This window comes from Acidithiobacillus sp. AC3 (assembly GCF_050261095.1).
GTDB classification, from domain to species: domain Bacteria; phylum Pseudomonadota; class Gammaproteobacteria; order Acidithiobacillales; family Acidithiobacillaceae; genus Igneacidithiobacillus; species Igneacidithiobacillus copahuensis.
This window is the reverse complement of sequence record NZ_CP189838.1, coordinates 887,392-905,658: the sequence shown is the minus strand read 5'-3', so window position 1 is coordinate 905,658 and position 18,267 is coordinate 887,392. Positions and strand designations below refer to the sequence as shown.

Below are 18,267 nucleotides of genomic sequence, written 5' to 3'. Positions count from 1 at the left end.
CTTCAAGATCTGGGGTTGCAATCCGTACCCGCCTGCCTGGCTTCAGAACTCGGCGACATTCCCTAAGAAAATTCAGAATATCCTTCTGGTCGAGATGCTCGATGAAATGCTCGCTGTAAATGCCATCGACCGTGGCATCGGCATACGGCAGGCCCTGTGTAACATCGCATTGAATATCGCCGCCAGGTTCCAAATCGATATTGATGAAGCCTGGTAGTTTTACCCTGCCACATCCGATATTCAGATATAGAGGAGATGTCATAGTCAGCTGTCCCTAGTACTAAATAAATCGTGTGATCAAAGAGGAGTCCTGATTCAGGAAGAAAATCTGGCCACAAAGCCACATCACCGCACCACCCGGCCACCCGAACCCTTCAGCGCCGACCTGTCCCTGCCGCCCGCGAGACCTCCTCCAGCCACCCCATCCCCCGGGCGGCATCGCTCGCATCAAACACCAGATCCCTGGCAATTTCCTCGCCTTCCATATATTGGCGCAACTCTGCCGCAATGTCGGCGTAGAGGTTGGCAAAGGCCTCCACGAACCCAGAAGGGTGCCCGGCCTTGAAGCGGTTATATCGCGGCTCGCGAGCTGTGAGCGCCTCGGAGGAACCACGGTCCATCATGTAATGGTGGCCATCGTTGTCGGCCCAGCGCAGGATTTCAGGTTCCATCTGGTACCACTCGGCACTGGCTAGCCGCCCATAGACCCGGATGCGCAGGCCATTACGATGCCCGAGAGCTGTTTTGCCCCACCAGGCCATCACCCGCAGGTCGCCTTGATAGCGGGCCAAGCAGTAAACATTGTCGATGATGCCAGGAAACGGCCCATAGCTTGCCTGATCTCCAGTCACGCTCACGGGTTGCCTTCGGTCGGTCAGAAAATCCACCAGATGATGCACATGCACGCCTAGGTCGAGGGAGACAGTGGGAATGCCGGGGTCATGTAGCCGCCACTCCTGTGGCTTGGCGCCTCGGCGAAGATAGCCTTCTTGAGGCATTTCAATGTGGATTTGTTGCAGCTCGCCCAGCACGCCGGCGCGGATCATCCGGCGCAGTTCCCGCACCATGGGGTAGCCGGAGTAGTTATAGGTCACCGCCAGATAACCGCCAGTTTCCCGCATCTTGGCGTCGATGCGCCAGCAGTCGGCGCTGGATGCCGCCAGTGCCTTTTCGCAGATCACCGGGTAGCCAGCGTCCAAAAAAGCCAGCACGATGTCGGCGTGGGTTGGTGTGGGGGTGAGGATAACCACAGCGTCGAGGTTACCCTGCTCGCCGCGCACTAGCTCCTGCCAGCTTGTCCAGGTTCGCTCGGCTGCCACCCCATAGGTTTGGGCTGTTGCCCGATTCGGCCCCTCATCACGGCTGAAACAGCCGGCAACCACCCGGAAATGTCCGTCTAGACGGCTCGCGTTGAAGTGGGTGTAGCCCACGGCGGAGTTGAGGCCACCGCCGATGAAGCCCAGTCGGAGGGGTTGCATGGGTGTGTTCATTAGTCAAAGAACCTGATGGTTTCCGACCAGCTCTGGGTGTAGTGGCGCAGGTGCAGCCGGTAGTCGGGATGGATGGACAAAAGGTAATCGGGGATATCGAGAAAATCCCAGGCGGAGTGGTAGACCGATATGGCCAGCTTGGGCCGTAGATTCTGGATGTGTTTGCGGCAGCCGGCCAGGGCTTCACGGATTGCTGATTGAAAGCTCCAAGGGTCGGGCCTGAAGACAGGATTAAAGCCAAAATTCATTTTCTTCCACGCTGTAGAGTTGCCGTTGACGGGCCGCCTGAAAGACGCGCTCCAGCGCTACCGGGCTGTCGTGGCGGGTAAACAGCAGGCCGATGCGGCTGAACGGACTGGGCTGGAGGCGGTCGCCCGCCCGGGCCAAGGGGATGAAATTGACGATGTCCAGCGGCTGGTGGAAACGCAGCCCGCCCAGGGATGTGACTGCGGGCACCGACAGGGTATGACGCATGATCCAGCGCTGCTGGGGCGGCGTGGTCGACAGGGCAAGGGGTCGCCCCAGAAACGGCATGGCGTAAAGCGCGGCGTAGGGCACGCCGGCGCTGTGCTCGATGAGCAGACTATAAAGATCCCCCGGGCAGCGTCGGGTGATTTCGATGAGCCAGTGCCGGTCATGGGTGGCGATAAACTGGGTGTGTATCAGCCCATCGGCAAGCCCCAGGGTTCGGGCCATCTTCCGGATGTCCTCCCGAATGCGCTCAAGCATGGTCTGGTCGAAGTTGTTGATCAGCCGGCTGGTGTCCACCACGAATGGGTTGGCGCTTCCGTGCTCCTCGACGATGAAATCCACCAAAATGTCGCCGTGGTACAGAAAGGCCGAATGGCTGTAGAGTTGGCCGCTCACGAACGCTTCGATAACGTACTGGCTGCTAGCCGAGGCCGCCACTGCCCGGGCAATGGCTTCGGGCAGAGCACCGTGCTGATCGGCATGAACCACGCTGACGCCCCGCCCGCTGAAGGCGTCCGCCGGTTTGACGATGACCGGCCATGTGTTGATCTCGTCGGCATCGACAAACTGCCGGGGAGTCGCCAAGTCATATTCTCTGGCAAAGCGGCGAAAAAAGGCTTTCTGGTTGATGGTTTCAGTGGTGGCTACTGGCTCGATGCCGGGAAAACGGCGATACCGTTCGCTCACCACGGCGCAGGCAAGGTAGCTGCGGTCGTTGCAGCCCGGCACCAGAAAGTCTATGGCCAGCCGATCTACCAGCTCGGCCAGAATGCCAGGTTGGCTGTAATCCACCTGAACGTAATTGGACGCACTGCGCGCCAGAAAATCAGCGGGATTACTGCCCACCACATGTACATCGTAACCCTCGGCTAGCAGCCAGCGATAGATGGGCGCAGCCGCTACGTTGGTGTCGACCAGCAGCACACGACTCATGGTTGATCCGCCAGCAATCGTCCGGGATGATAAAACATCGCAAAAATGTTCATCAGGCATGCGACGCGATGAGGGCGACAATGTCCTCGACGGTCTGGTGATCGAGCGCCGGGAAGATGGGGAGGCAGAGCACCTGCGCGGCCATTTGTGTGGCTATGGGCAGATTATCACGCCGCGCCGAGGGATATCCACGATACATTGGGAAATCCGAAATCAGTGGATAAAAGTAACGGCGCGCGTGATAGCCATGTGTTTTCAGCTTGTCGTAGAGCGCGTCGCGCGTGAGCGGATACTCGGGCCCTACGAGCACGGGGAAGTAGCCGTGATTACGGATCGTTTCTCCGTTGTCGGGCACACAGCGTATGCCGGGTACCGCCGACAGCAGGCTTCGGTATTGCGCGTCCAGGGCGGCTCGCCGCGAAATGGCCTCGTCGATGTAATGGAGTTGCAGCAGGCCCAGCGCAGCATTGAACTCGCTCATCTTGCCATTGATGCCCGGGGCCACGACGGTCGTTTCATCGACGAATCCGAAATTCTTAAGGTGGTCGATGCGCTGCTTGGTCTTCGCGTCGGGGCAAACGATGGCGCCGCCTTCGAAAGTCGAAAAGGTCTTGGTCGCATGAAAACTCAATACAGACAGATCACCATGCCGCAGGATGCTGCCACCTGTGTCCTCAACCCCGAAGGCGTGCGCGGCGTCATAGATCACCTTGAGGTTGTAGATGTCAGCAATATGTTGGATGGCCTCGACGTCGCAGGGATGACCGTAGCAGTGAACGGGCAGAATCGCCGTCGTCTGCGGCGTGATGGCGGCTTCGATTTTCGAGGGATCGAGATTCAGGGATTTCGGATCGATATCCACGAAGATCGGTTTGATGCCATTCCATAGCAGCGAATGCGACGTGGCAACGAAGGAGTAGGGCGTGGTGATCACTTCTCCGGTGATCCGGAGCGCCTGCAGCGCCGTCACGAGCGCCAGCGTGCCGTTGGTGAACAGGGCCACATGTTCGACCCCGAGGTGCTCGCACAGCGCACGTTCAAACTGGACATGAAACGGGCCGCCGTTGGTCAAGATTTTGTTATCCCAGATCTGCTGGAGGTAAGGCAGGAATTCTTCCAGCGGCGGCAAAAAGGGCCGGGTGACAAAAACGTTGTGATCAGATTCTACAGAAATGGGATCTACGGCCAGCATGGGTAGTGCGCTCATGAAATATAATTAAACAAACTCAACCCCTGAACCTGCACAAAGGCCTTCTGTGCAGCCTGCAGAGCGGTGGAGCTTTCCTGGAACTGGGTAATCACCTGGGGGTAGCTGATGTCGGACAGGCTACTTTGGGTGGTCTGGAACTGCGTGGTGAGGCTGCTGTTCAGGGAGCTGACCGATTGCGCTTCCTGCAGATTGGAACCGATCTGCGCCTGCACGCTGAGGATCTGCGTTTGTGCTTGACTGAGATTCTGCAAGACATTGCTGATGCCCTGCGCGCGTTTGGCATTGGCGCCCGGGGAACCACTCCCCGCCTGAAAGGCCTGGATCAGATCACTGAAGGTCTGGAAGAGACTTTGCGGCTTGGATGCCGCCAGGGTAAAACTCTGGGTCTGGCCATTGGCGGGCTGTCCCTGGGCCTGCACCGAGGCCATGGGGCTGCCCCCTGGGCCCGGGATGTTGATGCTTTGCCCGGGCGTGTAGACACCGGAGCTGACCACCCCGGAAGCCGTCAGACCCCCGCCGCTACTGGCGGTTCCGCTGCTCACGGTGTAGCTCAGGGCACCACTGGCGTTGGCGCTGATGCTCACCTGGTACTCCGCACCCTGCGCCACAAAGGCATTGTTGGCCGCGCTCTGATCGGTCACAGCGCCGGGCCCCAAGGTCACCGTCCCTGAGCCCGCAGCATAGTTGCCGCTATCCGGTGTCACCGAAAAGGTACCATTACCACCAGGGATATCCATAAAGATCTGATTCCCGGCCTGCGATGCCGGCAGATTCAGGGACGGCCCAATCTGCAGGGTCTGCTGACTGCTGTCGCCCTGATACAGCACCGTATTGTTGCCCTGTAGGGCAAAGGGCTGCTGATCGGTGCTGGAGCCGCCATAGATGTATTGGCCGTTGCCATTCTGCGTATTGGCGAGCTGCACCAACTGCTGCAGGTTGCCCTGCATGGTGCTGATGGCGTTCTGCAGATCGTTGGAGTTGACGGTGGCATTATTCATCTGCACGGCAAGCTGCTGGACCTGATTCATGAGCGTGCTCACACTCTGCAAACTGCTCGAACTCAACTGCAGGTTCTGCTGCGCGTACTGATTACTCTGCTGATAGCTCTGCAGATTGGCGATACGCGCGCCCAGATTGAGGGATTGCGAGTAGGCGGTTGGGTTATCGGCAGGATTGGTCAGGGCATTGCCCGTGGAGAGCTGCTGACTGAGCTGATTCAGCGTGCTCTGCTGCTGCAGCATGCCACTCAAGCCGGCCTGAAAGATCTGTTGTGTACTGACGCGCATCTTGCTTCTCCCGTCACAACGCCTGGATCAGAGACTGAAACAGGGTGTTCCCTACCGAAATCGCTTTGGCCGCAGCCTGATAGGCCTGCTGATACAGAATGAGATTGGCCGCTTCCTGATCCAGATTCACCCCGGAATACGACTGCTGCGCCGACTGTGCCTGACTGAGCACACTGGCCTGCGCCTGCGCCTGATTCTGCGCCTGATTGGCCTGCGTGGTCACCTGGGTCAGAAGCTGTGCCGCCTGCGCATTGGCATTGTTCGTGCCGCCGTCGAAAATGCCCTGCGTCGCCAAAGAGGCCATGGCCTGCGCATTGCCATTGCTGCCCGCGCCACCGGGGCTGATGGTAATGCTATCTCCCTTGCCCACTAGAGTGCCGGAAAGCACCATCTGATAATAGCCACCCGGCGGGTCGTTGGGATAGGCAATATCAATGGCCGTCCCCGAACTTCCCAACGCCACCGTACCACTGGCCAAGGTGCTGCCATTGGCGGTAATGGTGAACGCGGCGGAGCCACTGCTGGCACCATTGCTGAACTGCAGCTCTGCGGTCCCCGACATAGGGAAGCCGAGTCCATTCACCACCACTGCACCCGCGCCGCTACTACTGACATACTGGCCGGCGGACAGGGCCATGTTGCCCAGGTTAGAGTTGACCAAAGCACCGCTAGTCACAACGCCAGGACTACCCACATACGGGCTGGCGGCGGCAATCTGGCTGGGGTCGCTCATCACCGTCTGCATCCCAGTGGCGCCCAGGCGCGTCGGCTCCACCAAAAACCGATCGCCCTGGGCAACCGTACCCGACACCTGGACCTGAAAGCCTTTGCCAAAGTCGAGGGTCGTGACACCACCGCTGCTGACCGTTCCCGAGCTCGTGCCTACCATCGCCCCGGTACTCGCGTTGCTCAGTTGCCAAACACCACTGGCACCCTTGCTTAGTACGTAGTCGCTGCCGGTCAGATTGCCGATATTGGTGATGGTCCCCTGCAGCACAGCGCCCGATGCCCCACTGCTGTTGCTGCTATTGGCAAAGATCTGCACGCCACCCGTCTGAAAAATGGCGGTACCGGAGCTTCCCTGCAGATTCAGTCCTTGCGCCTGCTGCCCATTCACTTGCGCAGCGATACCATCGGCCAGCAAACCGAGGCCGTTCTCGGCTGGCTGTAGGGATTGGGAACGCAGCTGCAACAGACCACCCAGGATTCCGCCGCTCAGGTTTTTCGTGATGTCGGCGCTACCCTGTGCGCCCTCGTAGGCGACATCCAAATTTTGCTGATTGTACGGGCTCGGCTGGGTCTTCAGGGAAAAGGCCGTGGACCCGGCAACCAGCGTCTGCCCATTGGAAAGAAAGACATTGATCTGGCTGTTGTTCTGACGAACGACCTGGACTCCCACCTGGGTATTCAGCTCGGTCAGCAACTGGTCGCGCTGATCCAGAAGGTCATTGGGAGTGCCATTACCCAAGCCCGCGGAGTTGGCAATCTGCTGGTTCAACTGGGCGATTTGGGTGCTCAGCTGATTGATACTGGATACACTCTGCTGCATCTGCTGATTGATGCCTTGACCAATCTGATCGAGCTGCTGCCCGAGGGACTGAAAGGTATTGCTCAGGGTCTGCGCATCACCCAACATCGCCTGGCGCGAAGGGATATCGCTGGGGTTGGCGGCGACCTGCGTCACCCCGGAGAAAAACTGCTGAATTTGCGTACTCACGCTACCACTACTGAGCACGCCCAAGATCTGCTGCAAGCCCTGCGACAGGGTCGCGGCGCCACTGGAACCCGCACTTGCCGACCACACCTGCCCCTGCAGGAAGCTGCTGTACACCCGCTGCACGTCGGTAATCTGAGTGCCATTCCCGTAGAACTGACCGCCCAGGTAGCTGGGGGTGGTGGTCGATTGGATGACGTTTTCTTGGCTATAGCCCGGAGTGTTGACGTTGGCGATGTTGTTACCCGTCACCTGCAGGGCCTGCTGTGCCGCCTGCAAACCACTCAGCGAGGTATTGATCAGACCGGAAACACCCGACATCTTACGCACTCCCCAAGGAATGACCGCGCCCAATGCGGTCGGCAAAGCTCTCACTGGAAGACTGGGTCTGCGGCTCCAGCCGCGCGCGGATCTCCGCCATCCCGACCCGCAGGGCATGTTCAAAGGCGGCAACGACCTCCTGCAATTCCAGTACCGCCGCCTGCAGGGCAGGGCTGGCTTCCCGGGCTCCGGCTGCTGCCCGTAACTCCAGCAGGCGTGCGAACAATTCCTGCTGCTCTGCCAGGCTGGCGGTATCACTGGGCGTTCCGGCCTGCAGCGCGGCCCGTGCCTGCCCCAGCACCGTCGTCAGACGTTGCAGGGTCTGCAGTTCTTCGCGTTCGCTGGCTTCCATGCCCATCTCCGTCACTTCATACTCCTATAAACGTCACACAGCTGGCAAAACTCAAGGGGTGAGCCCCGTGCCGGCCAAGGCCGCCTGCATCACCGGCCCTTGCGCAAGCGCGGTGATCTTGGCGGCGTAATTGGGATCAGTCGCATAACCGCCGTTCTGCAACGCCTCGGCAAAACCGGCGATATTGCCACCCTGCCCCAGGGCCGCGCGATAGCGGGGACTGTTCAACAGCAGTTGCGTATAGTTTGCCACACTCGCGGCAACATTCTGGTACGCCCGAAAGCTCGCGTCCTCTACCGTGTTCACACCATCGACAAATTCATGGGTGAGATTCTGCAGGGCGCTCCCGCTCCAGCCTCCACCCGCCTTGATACCGAAGAGATTGTCGCCGGGCGCGTGCGCCCCCCAGCCGGTCTCCAGTGCCGCCTGGGCGAGGATGGCAACCGGCGAAACATCCAGTTGCACCGCTGCCTGCCGCACCGCAGGCAAAATGCTCTGCACAAAGGCCTTGGCCCGCTGCAGCAAACTCTGACCGGGCTGACTCCAGTTGGGCATGCTGGCGCTCTGGGTATTGGCCGTCGGTGCTGCCGGAATCGTTACGGGAGTGTTCTCTGCCTCGGCCTTGGCCGCAGTTTTCGCGTCCCAATGCAGGTGGTAGCGGGTGGCGATCTCCTGTGCCAGGGTACTCGCCAGACCAATGCCACGCCCCTGCGCCACCGTTTGCGCGATCTGCTGGGTGAACAGCGACTGAAACATCGGCCCGCTGCTCTTGCCGAGCAGATCCGAACCAAAAGTAGTCTTACTCATCGAAGAGAGCATCTCATCAAGCAGCATCGCCTCAAACTGCTTGGCCGTAGCCAGGATGGCGGCAGGATTTTTGTCTTTGGCTTCCTGATGCAGCTGCTGCAACTGGGCAAAATTCAGGGCATTGCTGCTGGCTGCGCCGGCGCCGCGAGCGTTCAGATTGACCGCTTGGGCCTGCGCTTGCAAAGAAATGCCTGAGCTGCTGCCCATCAGATCACCTCGAGCTGGGCATGCAGCGCACCCGCCGCCTTCATCGCCTGCAGAATGGCAATCAGGTCTGTGGGGGTGGCGCCAACCGCATTCAGCGCCCGCACCACCGACTCCAGACTCACTCCTGGCTCAAACATCAACAATTTGGCCTGCGGTTGTTTGATTTTGACATCGGCCTGCGGCACAACCGCGGTCTGTCCCGCTCCCAAAGGGTTGGGCTGACTCACCAGATACTTCTGCGAAATGGTGACCGAGAGATTGCCATGCGCCACCGCGCAACTGCCGAGCGTGACATTTTGCCCCAGCACCACCGTACCGCTGCGCGCATCGATCACCACCTTGGCCACCGGGGTTTCTGGATCCACCTGCAGATTCTCAATCAGTGCCAGAAAGTTGACGCGTTGCCCCGGATCGCTCGGCGCCCGGACCTCGACCACCCCGGCATTGAGAGCCTGTGCGGTGCCAGCGCCAAGACTGCGGTTGATGGCATCGACGATGCGCGCCGCCGTGGTGAAACTGGGGGTGTGCAAGTCGAGCTGGAGCGGTCCGCCGTTGTCGAAGCCACTGGCCACCGCCCGTTCGACATTGGCACCGTTGGGGATGGTGCCTGCGGTGGTGATGTTCACCTGCGCCGAGGCACCGTTGCTACTCGCACCAAAACCACTGACGATGATATTCCCTTGGGCGACGGCATAGGTTTGCCCATCCGCACCCTTCAATGGCGTCATCAGCAGGGTGCCACCCGCAAGGCTGGAGGCATTGCCCACCGCCGAGACGGTGACATTGATGGTCTGCCCCGGCTGGGCAAAGGGCGGCAGATGTGCAGTCACCATCACTGCCGCCACATCCTTGGGCTGCAGATTGGTGGCCACCGAGGACGGCAAATTGATGCCGAGGCGCTGGAACATGTTCAGCAAAGACTGCGTGGTATAGGGTACCTGCGTCGCCTGATCGCCGGTCCCGTTCAATCCCACCACCAAGCCATAGCCCACCAGCTGGTTGCTGCGTACCCCTGACACCATAGCGAGGTTGCGGATGCTTTCTGCATTACTCGGCAGTGCTACAGCCAGCAGCAAAACCGTACTGAGAAGAGACAGCAAGCAGCGAATGACCAGACGCGATTTCATCGACAATCTCTCCATGCTCAGAATGGCCAGAGAGAAAGAAAGAATCGTGCCAGCCAGGGCATCCGCGCCGCCGCGTAGATGCTGCCGTCACCGCTGTATTCCACCCGTGCATCGGCAATCTGTGTAGAAAGCACGGTATTCTGCGGCGTTACATCGGCGGGACGCACCACTCCGGCAACCCGGATAAACTCGTGTCCTCCATTGAGCAGTACCTCCTTGGAGCCCTCGATCACCAGATTGCCATTACCCATCACCCGCACCACCGTGGTTTCCAGGGTGGCGGTAAAGGTATTGCTCTGGGTTGTGGCGCCGGTACCGCCAAATTTTTGGCTGCTGTTCGCACCCATGGATGGGCTGATCTGCGAGCCGCCGATATTGCCAAAGGCCGGCGTCAGACCAAAGAAGTTGGTCAGCGCCGCGCTCAGGGAGTCGGAGCGGTTGATGGCAGTATTGGTATTGTTCGAGGCACTGGCGTTCTCTTGGATCAGGACGGTGATCAAATCGCCCACGCGGTTGGCGCGATTATCGGCAAAGAGGGAGACGTTGGTTTCCGGTTGCCAGATGGCGCCGTTGGCGGGATGCGCGTTCAAAGAAGCGGGCTCGGCGGGGATGGGCAAGGGCTTGATCGGCTCCATACTCGGATGCTGCATTTCCGCACAGGCAGTCAAGCCCAGCACCAAGAAAAGCACTGAAAACAGACGCCAGAGTCTTTGCAAGCGAAACCCCATCACTCCCCGCATGGCCAAACTCCCGTCAGATATTCTGGATGGCGTAACCCAACATCGAATCCGAGGTCGAGACCGCCTTACTGTTGATTTCATAGGCGCGCTGGGTAGCGATCATATCCACCAGCTCCGAAACCACGTTGACGTTGGAAGATTCGAGGTAGCCCTGCTGCACCGTGCCCAAGCCATTCAGGCTGGGCTGGCCGGTCTGCGGCGCCCCCGAAGAACCCGTCTGCAGGTAGAGGTTGCCGCCGATGCTCTGCAGGCCGGTAGGATTGATGAAGTTGGCAAGCTGGATGGTACCCACCTGCTGTGGCGCCGCCTGCCCCGGCAGCACGACCGAGACCGTGCCATCCTCACCGATGGTGATGCTCTGCGCATTCGGCGGGATGGTGACGGGTGGCTGCAAGAGATATCCGTTGGAGGTGACCAGCTGCCCCTGATTGTTGAGCTGAAAGGTTCCGTCGCGGGTGTAGGCAATGGTGCCGTTCGGCTCCAGTATCTGAAAAAAGCCCTGGCCATTGATGCCGACATCCAGAGAATTACCCGTCTGCGTCAGGTTGCCTTGGGTCATCAGCCGCTCGGTAGCCACGACCCGCACCCCAGTGCCGAGTTGCAGTCCTGACGGATACTGGGTGGTCTGCGACGACTGCGCGCCGGGCTGGCGTAGGTTCTGGTAGAGCAAATCCTGAAACACCGCCCGCGATTGTTTGAAGCCGGTGGTATTCACATTCGCCAGATTATTGGCGATGACGTCCATCTTGGTCTGCTCCCCTTCCAGACCAGTGGCCGCCACATAGAGAGAGCGCATCATAAAATTTTCTCCTTATCGTCAGGAAAGCACGAGGATCTGATTGGCCGTATTGCGATCCTGATCAATGGTCTGGATCAACTTGGTCTGCATTTCGAACTGCCGACTGTCCTGCAGCATCTGGATCATGCTGTGGATGGGATTGACGTTGCTTCCTTCCAACGCGCCCCCTTCCAGATCGACGCTTGGATCCTCGGGCGCCGCTTTTCCGTCACTCGTGCGGAACAGTCCATCGGCGCCCTTGCGCAGATCCTTTTCCGGTGGATTCACCAGTTTGATCTGGTTGATGGCGAGCAGGCCATTCGGCTGATTGCCCTGGGGTACGCCAGAAATCGTGCCATTGCTGCCAATGGTCAGGCCCGTCATGGGCGGCAGGGAGATGGGGGTACCATTGACCCCAAGCACCGGATGACCGGTAGCGGTTTCCAGAATACCCTGCCCGTTCACCTGCAGATTTCCGTCGCGAGTATAGGCCTCTTTACCGTCCGCAGCCTGCACGGCAATCCAACCCTGCCCGTTGATCGCAACATCTAGCGGCCGCCCGGTATGCACGATCGGCCCACTCTGAAAGTCCCAGCTGTCGTCGGTGGTTGCGGTATAGACCCGAGTCGGCAGACCCGCCCCGGAACCGTACACGGGCAGGGCTCGAGACTGGGCGATTTCCGCGCGAAAACCACTGGTATTGGCATTGGCGAGATTGTTTGCCACCACGTCCTGCCGCTGCAGCAAGGTTTTGGCACCGGTCATGGCAATGTAGAGCGTATCCACGACGATCTACCCCCCTTACAGACTCAGCAAGGTCTGCACCACGGTATTCTGCGTCTTGATGGTCTGCGCATTGGCCTGATAGGCCTGCTGCGCGACAATCAAATTGACCAGATCCTTGGAGAGATCGACATTGGATTGCTCCACTGCACCGGACTGCAACGCCCCAAGGTTGGTACTACCCGGACTACCTTGTAACGGCTGACCCGAGGCGTAGGTCTCGGCCCAGTAGTTATTGCCCAGATTCTGCAATCCATTGTTGTTGGCAAAGCGGGTCAGACTGATCTGCCCCATGACCTGCGACTGGCCATTGCTGTAGCGCGCAAAGATATTTCCGCTTGGGTCAACGGAAAGACCCGAGAGCTGGCCTACACCGTAGCCATTGGTAGTGGCGGCGATGACCCCATTGGCAGAGTTGTAATTGGTACTACCACTGAAATTCACTGCCAGGGTGGAAGGATTGGCGCCATCGGCCCACTGCAGGTTTATAGTACCACTGCTGGGTGGCTGCACCTGCCCGGTCGAATTGAACTGCAAGGTACCGACCGAACCGCTGCTGGCCGTACCACTGGCGGTGCCCGTCGCCGAATAGTACACGTCCCAGCTTTGACCACTGGTTGGACTGCTGGATGTCAATTGGTAGTAGGTGGTCACCAATTGTGGCGTACCCAAGCTGTCGTACACCGTGCTGGTCGTGGAGTAGTTGTAACTGTTTGGATCGTTGATGCTGAAGGGAGTACCGCTGGAGATCGGGGTGTTGGTGGAATCCAGATTCAGGGAATAGCTCAAGCCTGAAGATGCCTGCGGTGGCAGCGCCGCCTGGCTGATGGTGAGCGGGCCACTGAGGCCGGTCAATTTGCCATTTTGCGCCTGCACACCGATCAGTTCGCCGCCATTGCCATCGACGATCACCCCGCCGGAATTCAGCTGCAATTGTCCATTACGGCTATACACCGTCGCACCATTGTAATTGAACTGGAAAAATCCATTGCCATTGATCGCTACATCCAGCGGATTGCTGGTAGTTTGAATATTTCCCTGGCTGAATTGCTGCGCCACCGTCATTACCTGCGTGCCGATACCCACTTGCCCGTAAGTAGGTGCGCTATTGGTCATGGCCGAGGCGTAGGCATCGGCAAATTCCGCGTTGGAGGACTTGAAACCCACGGTATTGGCATTGGAAATATTATTGCCCAGCACCTGCAAATCCGTGTTTGCTGCATTCAATCCGCTCAAAGCTGTTTGGAAAGCACCCATGACCATCTCCTCAAATGATGTTTTGTACGGAACTGAAAGGAACCGAACCTTGTTGCCCGCTTAATTGTAAAGTAGGACCAGCGCTCCCCAGGGTAACCCCATTCACCACCCCAAAACTGTAAGGGGTCGCGCTTACGCCCTGGGATCCATTGGCGGCCTGCACCAGGAACTGGTAACTCCCTGCCGGTAGCGCAGCGCCAGAGTTATCGGTGCCATTCCAGGTAAAACTCTGCATTCCGGCGCTTTGCGCGCCCTGTGGCAATACTGCCAGGGTCTGCCCCGCGGAGTTCTGCACCAGCACATCGACACTACTGGCATCCGCACTGAGATCATAGCCACCAGCTGCGCTACCGCCACTCAATTGCAGACTGTTGCCCGAGGTGCTGACAGTTTTTCCAATCAGCGAGGCCGCCTGCAATCCCTGATTTTGATTGATCTGCGCCATAAGACTGCTCAGGGAGCCTTGAATGGCATTGACACCATTGGCCACGCTGAACTGTGCCAACTCGGCGGAAAGATCCTGATTACTCAAAGGATTCAATGGATCCTGATTGGTCAGCTGGGTTACCAGCAGATTATAAAACGTGCTTTCACTGGCCAGACCGCTGGCACCGGAACTGGCCGAGCCGGAACTGCTGGCACTGTTGCTTTGCAGAGAAGCATAAAAAGGATTTACGGCAGAGGTAAGCGAATTGACACTACTCATTTTCAGGCTCCTAGGGTCAAGGTCTTTTGCAGGAGGGTCTTGGTGGTTTCCATCACGTTCACATTCGCTTGATAGGCGCGGGACGCAGAAATCATGTTCACCAATTCATCCACTGGGTTGACATTGGGCATTTTTACGTAGCCCTGGGCATCGGCCAGAGGATTTCCCGGCTGGTACACCAGCTTGAAGGGACCGGGTTTTTCGATGACTCCGGCAACCGCTACCCCATCGACTCCAGCCGGATTACTGCTCTGCGGTTGCGCGGCAAAGACCACTTCCCGCGCCCGATAGGGCTGACCGTTGGAACTGGTGGCCGAATTGGCGTTGGCGAGATTACTCGCCACCACATTCAGCCGATAACTTTGCGCCGTAAGTCCAGAACTCGCGACATTGAAAACCGAAAACAAGGACATGGCTTTTCCCTCTACGCCAGAATCACTGCGTGGTGCCGGTGATTGCAGACAACAAATTTTTGATCTTTCCTGTCAAGAAAGTGACATCGGCCTGATACCGCACGCCGTTTTGCGCAAACTCGGACTGCTCCCGATTCATGTCCACCGAGTTGCCATCCAGCCCCACGGCACTCCCTCGCTGATACTGCACATAGCTCGCCAAGGCGAGAGAACCTGGCGCCTCGCCAAATTGCCGCGCCTGATCGGTTTTCATTGGGAATCCCATGCCCTGCCCTGCCTGCACCGCCTGCAGGGTCTTGGCAAAAGGAATGTCCACCGCCTTGTAATTTGGCGTGTTGGCATTGGCGATGTTGGCGGCGAGCAATTGTTGCCTGTACCCGGACACGCGCAGGGCGTCTGCCAAAGGATTCAGGGTTTGGTCCAAGAGACTGGGCATGGCATCAGGCCTCTACCGAAGATGACGCCACACTCAAGCAAACCCCGTGCCTACCCAAGGGACTTGCCCAGGTCAAGGGTTTCTCCCCAATTTTATGGAAATCATCGGCGACAATGTTCCGCCGGGCAGGAAATGCGGCAAGGTTTTGCCGCCGACCAGGGCTGCTTCTATACAGAGTTCTGGGTCCAGTCCGACAAAGTTTCTGGCCTGGCTTTTGCTAGAGATCCGCATCGCATCTGCAGCGACGAATGGGGGATTCTGGTGTTCCGATCTTTGCGCAACTGGGCCATTGTTGCTGCCCTGGGCTCTTGCCTGGCACCCATCAGCCAAGCCGATGCAGGTGAGGGCATGGCAGCCATTAACAGCGCCGTCACCCAGTTTGTGCGACAACACCTGCCAGCCAGCACGCGCAACAGCGAGATCGCGGTGGATGTACCCGCAGCAAGCGTCAACTTTCCGACCTGTACGCGGCTGCAGCTCGGGTACTTCGGCTACGCCAACCCCTTTGGCAATCAAACCGTAGCGGTGCATTGTCAAAATCCGCAAGTCTGGACCTTGTATGTGCCCGTACAGATCCGCCAAGGCAGCAAGATCCTGATTGCGGCGCACAGTCTGAGTGCCGACAGTGTCCTGCGCGCCAGCGATCTCGATGAGGGTGTTGCCAATTCTGAAGAACTCTCCGGCGAACCGCTACATGATCCGGCTCAGGCCATCGGCCAGCGTCTGCGCTACGGGGTCATGGCTGGCCAACCCATCCTGCGCTCGATGCTGCAGCAGCCGGATCTGGTACATGCAGGGCAATTGGTAACTCTGGTTGCCCAAGGGGACGGGGTACGCATAGCGACCACCGCAGAAGCCATCGAGAATGGCAAAGAGGGACAGAGCATTCTGGTACGCAATGTGCAATCTGGGCGGGTACTACATGCCATCGTGACTAGTAACGGGAGTGTACGAGTATCCTTTTGAAGGCGCGAGAAAAGCTTCCTTGCAGGATTCAAGAGATTCTGCAATTGTGCCGTTATCCGTGAGATGAGCCGAGAGGAAAGCAGCCATGGAACCAATTCAGCCGAAAAGTGCAATTACACCGGTAACGGCCGACGCGCCGCGCGGCAAAACGTCTGCAAAGACCGGCGGCAGTACGGCAAGCAACGTACCGCAAGAGCAAGTGACGCTCTCGGCGACCGCGCAGGCCCTGCTACAGGCCAGTAGTGACCCGAGCGAATCGAGTCGCGTCGAGACCCTGCGCGCTGCGGTAAAAAATGGCAGCTATGTCGTCTCGCCGGCCAAGATCGGGCAGGGTCTGCTGCAGGATCAGCAGCAACTGCTGGCGCGACCGACACCCAGCACGCGGGCCTAATTCGTGACATCCACCGCCGAGCTCATTGCTCTTCAGCTTGCCCATCTTGAGGCATTGCGGCAGGTGCTGGAGAGCGAATCCGCGGCCTTGCTCCAGGGAGACTGGGCACGGGTGCAGGCGGTTGCCACGCAAAAATTGCAGTTATTCCGGGAAATCAGCGCCCTGGAAAGCCAGCGCCGGGGGCAGAGTGGCAGCCCCGAAGAGATGCGCCGGCGCCAACGGCTACTCCAGGAAATTGCCCAGATCAATCGCCGCAATGGCGCCAGCATTCAGGCCCTCGGCCGCTTCCAACAGGAGGCCTGGCAGCTACTCTTCGGCACGGAAAACAAGCTCTACGACGACGCCGGCCAGATCGGCAAGGGCAAGAACAGACACCGTTTGGGGAGTGCCTGATGCTAGTCCTGACGCGCAGAAAAGGCCAGGCCATCCGCATTGGTGAGGATATTCGCATCGTCGTCACGCGCATCGATGATGGTCAGGTTCGCCTGGGCCTGGAAACTCCGGCGGGGATCTCGATCCTGCGCGAGGAGTTGTTTGAAGCGGTACGCAGTGATAACCAGGATGCCGCACAGAGTCAGCCTGGACAGCTGGAAGTCTGGCTCGCGGAACACGGCTCGGGTCAGACACAGGAGAATTCATGAGCGAGTCCCTCTATCCCACGCGCTTCGGTCAATTGCCGATCCGGGATGAACAGATCTGGCAATGCTCTCTGCCACTCTCCGGATTTGCCGACCTGCAGCGCTTTGCGCTGCTACACGTCGACAAACAGGGACCCTTTTTATGGCTACAATCCCTCGACGACCCGCTAATCGCCTTTCTTCTCTGTGCACCCGAGCATTTTGGCTTGCACTATGATCCACCGGAGCCCTCCTGTGCCGATGGCGTGAACATGCTGCTGGTGATCCTCCCGCAAAAGGCTGAGGATCAGTTGCGGGTGCATCAGCTCGCTCCTCTTTATTTTTGTCCTGAACAACGATCACTGCGGCAGTGGATTGTTGAACAGGCACGGCCAGCCAGCGGCGGGGGCTCCGATTTGCCCCCGGATTGCCTGCTGGCGCATGCTGTCCGTCTTGGTGCCCCTAGCGACGCAGCGTCACAGACGGGCTCGGTGTAGGGCCTCACGATCATAGCGTAGGGCATATTGCAGGAGTTGTTCCTGTAATGCCTGCGGTGCTGAGTCAAACTCCAGGCCCAGTTCCTGCACCACTGCACCCGCCACTCGCCGAGGACCGCCGAGATGTCGCAAGGTCGCCGCAAGCGCATAGCGCTCTCCAGCAAAAGAGAAGCTGACCGCTGAAAAGCGCTCTGCAACGCTTAGCGCATAATCTCTTGGTGGAGCTACGCGCACACGCAGGCCGCCTGCACCGACGTCCAAAACCTCCATCGTCAACGCGCGTGCCCCTAAACGCTGAATCTGACCGCGACAGTCGGCAGGCGCCGGGGCGCGTAAAAAGCCACGTCGTTGCCACTGATAGACCTGTTCCGGCATGGTCAAATGCACAGCGGGGTAGCGCCGCCACTGACTCATCCCCAGGAAACGCACCACGAAACCGGTGGGAATGCCGGCCAGGGCGCCAACCAGCAACAGCAGTTCCCCCACTCCCTCCAGCCGATCGGGAAGACCAGGCCAGGGATCAAACAGCAATCCGCGCCCCTCGGGCAGGATGTCGAGAATCTCACTTTCTGCCACTCGTCCTGACGTTCCTGCGAGAATGGACCAGCTTGGCTGTTGCAGGAGCGCAGCACTCAGTCGCCTGGCGGCGGTTTCCCCTTGCCGATATTTTTCCTGAAACAGGGTCTCGATGAGATGATGCTCTGGTGGCATGGCCGACCTCCGAAGAAAACTTGCATTTGCCAAGCAGCATCCATGCCGGCATGA

The 18,267-nt window shown here is 58.9% G+C and carries 22 protein-coding genes and 1 pseudogene; 5 read left to right on the top strand and 18 right to left on the bottom strand.

Going from position 1 to position 18,267, the window contains the following annotated elements; genetic code table 11:
* Nucleotides 1-46: 46 nt before the first annotated feature.
* From ACQAYK_RS04695 to flgB, 17 genes and pseudogenes are all read right to left on the bottom strand, one after another.
* A pseudogene (locus tag ACQAYK_RS04695) lies at nt 47-262 on the bottom strand (class I SAM-dependent methyltransferase); the annotation flags it as partial.
* Nucleotides 263-374: 112 nt separating this feature from the next.
* Entirely contained in the window at nt 375-1,478 is a 1,104-nt protein-coding gene (locus ACQAYK_RS04690) for a Gfo/Idh/MocA family protein (RefSeq protein ID WP_483167980.1), read from the bottom strand.
* Nucleotides 1,479-1,489: 11 nt separating this feature from the next.
* Nucleotides 1,490-1,738: a hypothetical protein gene (locus tag ACQAYK_RS04685; protein WP_483167979.1), complete on the bottom strand. Its 249-nt coding sequence runs from the start codon at nt 1,736-1,738 to the stop codon at nt 1,490-1,492.
* Nucleotides 1,722-2,894: an ATP-grasp domain-containing protein gene (locus ACQAYK_RS04680; protein WP_483167978.1), complete on the bottom strand. Its 1,173-nt coding sequence runs from the start codon at nt 2,892-2,894 to the stop codon at nt 1,722-1,724. The genes ACQAYK_RS04685 and ACQAYK_RS04680 overlap by 17 nt, the downstream gene beginning before the upstream one ends.
* A 52-nt stretch (nt 2,895-2,946) precedes the next feature.
* A complete protein-coding gene (locus tag ACQAYK_RS04675) occupies nt 2,947-4,086 on the bottom strand; it encodes a DegT/DnrJ/EryC1/StrS aminotransferase family protein (RefSeq protein ID WP_483167977.1) in 1,140 nt (379 codons plus the stop codon).
* 11 nt (nt 4,087-4,097) lie between these two features.
* Entirely contained in the window at nt 4,098-5,390 is a 1,293-nt protein-coding gene (gene flgL / locus ACQAYK_RS04670; protein ID WP_483167976.1) for a flagellar hook-associated protein FlgL, read from the bottom strand.
* A gap of 13 nt (nt 5,391-5,403) precedes the next feature.
* Nucleotides 5,404-7,425, bottom strand: a complete 2,022-nt coding sequence (gene flgK, locus ACQAYK_RS04665; RefSeq protein WP_483167975.1) for a flagellar hook-associated protein FlgK — start codon at nt 7,423-7,425, stop codon at nt 5,404-5,406.
* A gap of 1 nt (nt 7,426) precedes the next feature.
* A complete protein-coding gene (locus ACQAYK_RS04660; protein ID WP_483167974.1) occupies nt 7,427-7,792 on the bottom strand; it encodes a hypothetical protein in 366 nt (121 codons plus the stop codon).
* A gap of 36 nt (nt 7,793-7,828) precedes the next feature.
* Nucleotides 7,829-8,791: a flagellar assembly peptidoglycan hydrolase FlgJ gene (gene flgJ, locus ACQAYK_RS04655; protein ID WP_483167973.1), complete on the bottom strand. Its 963-nt coding sequence runs from the start codon at nt 8,789-8,791 to the stop codon at nt 7,829-7,831.
* Complete coding sequence (locus ACQAYK_RS04650) at nt 8,791-9,918, bottom strand: flagellar basal body P-ring protein FlgI (RefSeq protein WP_483167972.1); 1,128 nt, start codon at nt 9,916-9,918, stop codon at nt 8,791-8,793. The genes flgJ and ACQAYK_RS04650 overlap by 1 nt, the downstream gene beginning before the upstream one ends.
* 17 nt (nt 9,919-9,935) lie before the next feature.
* Nucleotides 9,936-10,658, bottom strand: coding sequence for a flagellar basal body L-ring protein FlgH (locus ACQAYK_RS04645; RefSeq protein WP_483167971.1), 723 nt, complete (start codon nt 10,656-10,658; stop codon nt 9,936-9,938).
* Nucleotides 10,659-10,671: 13 nt separating this feature from the next.
* The gene (gene flgG, locus ACQAYK_RS04640; RefSeq protein ID WP_215871975.1) at nt 10,672-11,457 is read right to left on the bottom strand and encodes a flagellar basal-body rod protein FlgG; all 786 of its coding nucleotides are present in this window, start codon (nt 11,455-11,457) and stop codon (nt 10,672-10,674) included.
* Between the two features lie 18 nt (nt 11,458-11,475).
* Nucleotides 11,476-12,222, bottom strand: coding sequence for a flagellar basal-body rod protein FlgF (gene flgF, locus ACQAYK_RS04635; protein WP_483167970.1), 747 nt, complete (start codon nt 12,220-12,222; stop codon nt 11,476-11,478).
* 15 nt (nt 12,223-12,237) lie between these two features.
* Entirely contained in the window at nt 12,238-13,476 is a 1,239-nt protein-coding gene (gene flgE, locus ACQAYK_RS04630; protein ID WP_483167969.1) for a flagellar hook protein FlgE, read from the bottom strand.
* 10 nt (nt 13,477-13,486) lie between these two features.
* Nucleotides 13,487-14,182 carry a flagellar hook assembly protein FlgD gene (locus ACQAYK_RS04625; RefSeq protein ID WP_483167968.1) on the bottom strand — a complete coding sequence of 232 codons (696 nt, stop codon included), beginning with the start codon at nt 14,180-14,182 and terminating at the stop codon, nt 13,487-13,489.
* Between the two features lie 2 nt (nt 14,183-14,184).
* Nucleotides 14,185-14,595, bottom strand: coding sequence for a flagellar basal body rod protein FlgC (flgC, locus tag ACQAYK_RS04620; RefSeq protein WP_483166102.1), 411 nt, complete (start codon nt 14,593-14,595; stop codon nt 14,185-14,187).
* A gap of 22 nt (nt 14,596-14,617) precedes the next feature.
* Nucleotides 14,618-15,031 carry a flagellar basal body rod protein FlgB gene (gene flgB / locus ACQAYK_RS04615; protein WP_483167967.1) on the bottom strand — a complete coding sequence of 138 codons (414 nt, stop codon included), beginning with the start codon at nt 15,029-15,031 and terminating at the stop codon, nt 14,618-14,620.
* A 132-nt stretch (nt 15,032-15,163) separates the two neighbouring features.
* On the opposite strand from flgB, the gene flgA reads away from it, so the two are divergent.
* From flgA to fliW, 5 genes are all read left to right on the top strand, one after another.
* Nucleotides 15,164-15,997, top strand: a complete 834-nt coding sequence (gene flgA, locus ACQAYK_RS04610; protein ID WP_483167966.1) for a flagellar basal body P-ring formation chaperone FlgA — start codon at nt 15,164-15,166, stop codon at nt 15,995-15,997.
* Between the two features lie 85 nt (nt 15,998-16,082).
* Entirely contained in the window at nt 16,083-16,388 is a 306-nt protein-coding gene (gene flgM / locus ACQAYK_RS04605; RefSeq protein WP_483167965.1) for a flagellar biosynthesis anti-sigma factor FlgM, read from the top strand.
* 3 nt (nt 16,389-16,391) lie between these two features.
* The gene (locus ACQAYK_RS04600) at nt 16,392-16,781 is read left to right on the top strand and encodes a hypothetical protein (RefSeq protein ID WP_483167964.1); all 390 of its coding nucleotides are present in this window, start codon (nt 16,392-16,394) and stop codon (nt 16,779-16,781) included.
* The gene (locus ACQAYK_RS04595; RefSeq protein ID WP_483167963.1) at nt 16,781-17,029 is read left to right on the top strand and encodes a carbon storage regulator; all 249 of its coding nucleotides are present in this window, start codon (nt 16,781-16,783) and stop codon (nt 17,027-17,029) included. The genes ACQAYK_RS04600 and ACQAYK_RS04595 overlap by 1 nt, the downstream gene beginning before the upstream one ends.
* A complete protein-coding gene (gene fliW, locus ACQAYK_RS04590; protein WP_483167962.1) occupies nt 17,026-17,502 on the top strand; it encodes a flagellar assembly protein FliW in 477 nt (158 codons plus the stop codon). Before ACQAYK_RS04595 ends, fliW begins: the two co-directional genes overlap by 4 nt.
* Here the strand turns inward: fliW and ACQAYK_RS04585 are convergent.
* The gene (locus tag ACQAYK_RS04585; RefSeq protein ID WP_483167961.1) at nt 17,482-18,213 is read right to left on the bottom strand and encodes a PilZ domain-containing protein; all 732 of its coding nucleotides are present in this window, start codon (nt 18,211-18,213) and stop codon (nt 17,482-17,484) included. The genes fliW and ACQAYK_RS04585 overlap by 21 nt on opposite strands.
* Nucleotides 18,214-18,267 lie beyond the last annotated feature (54 nt).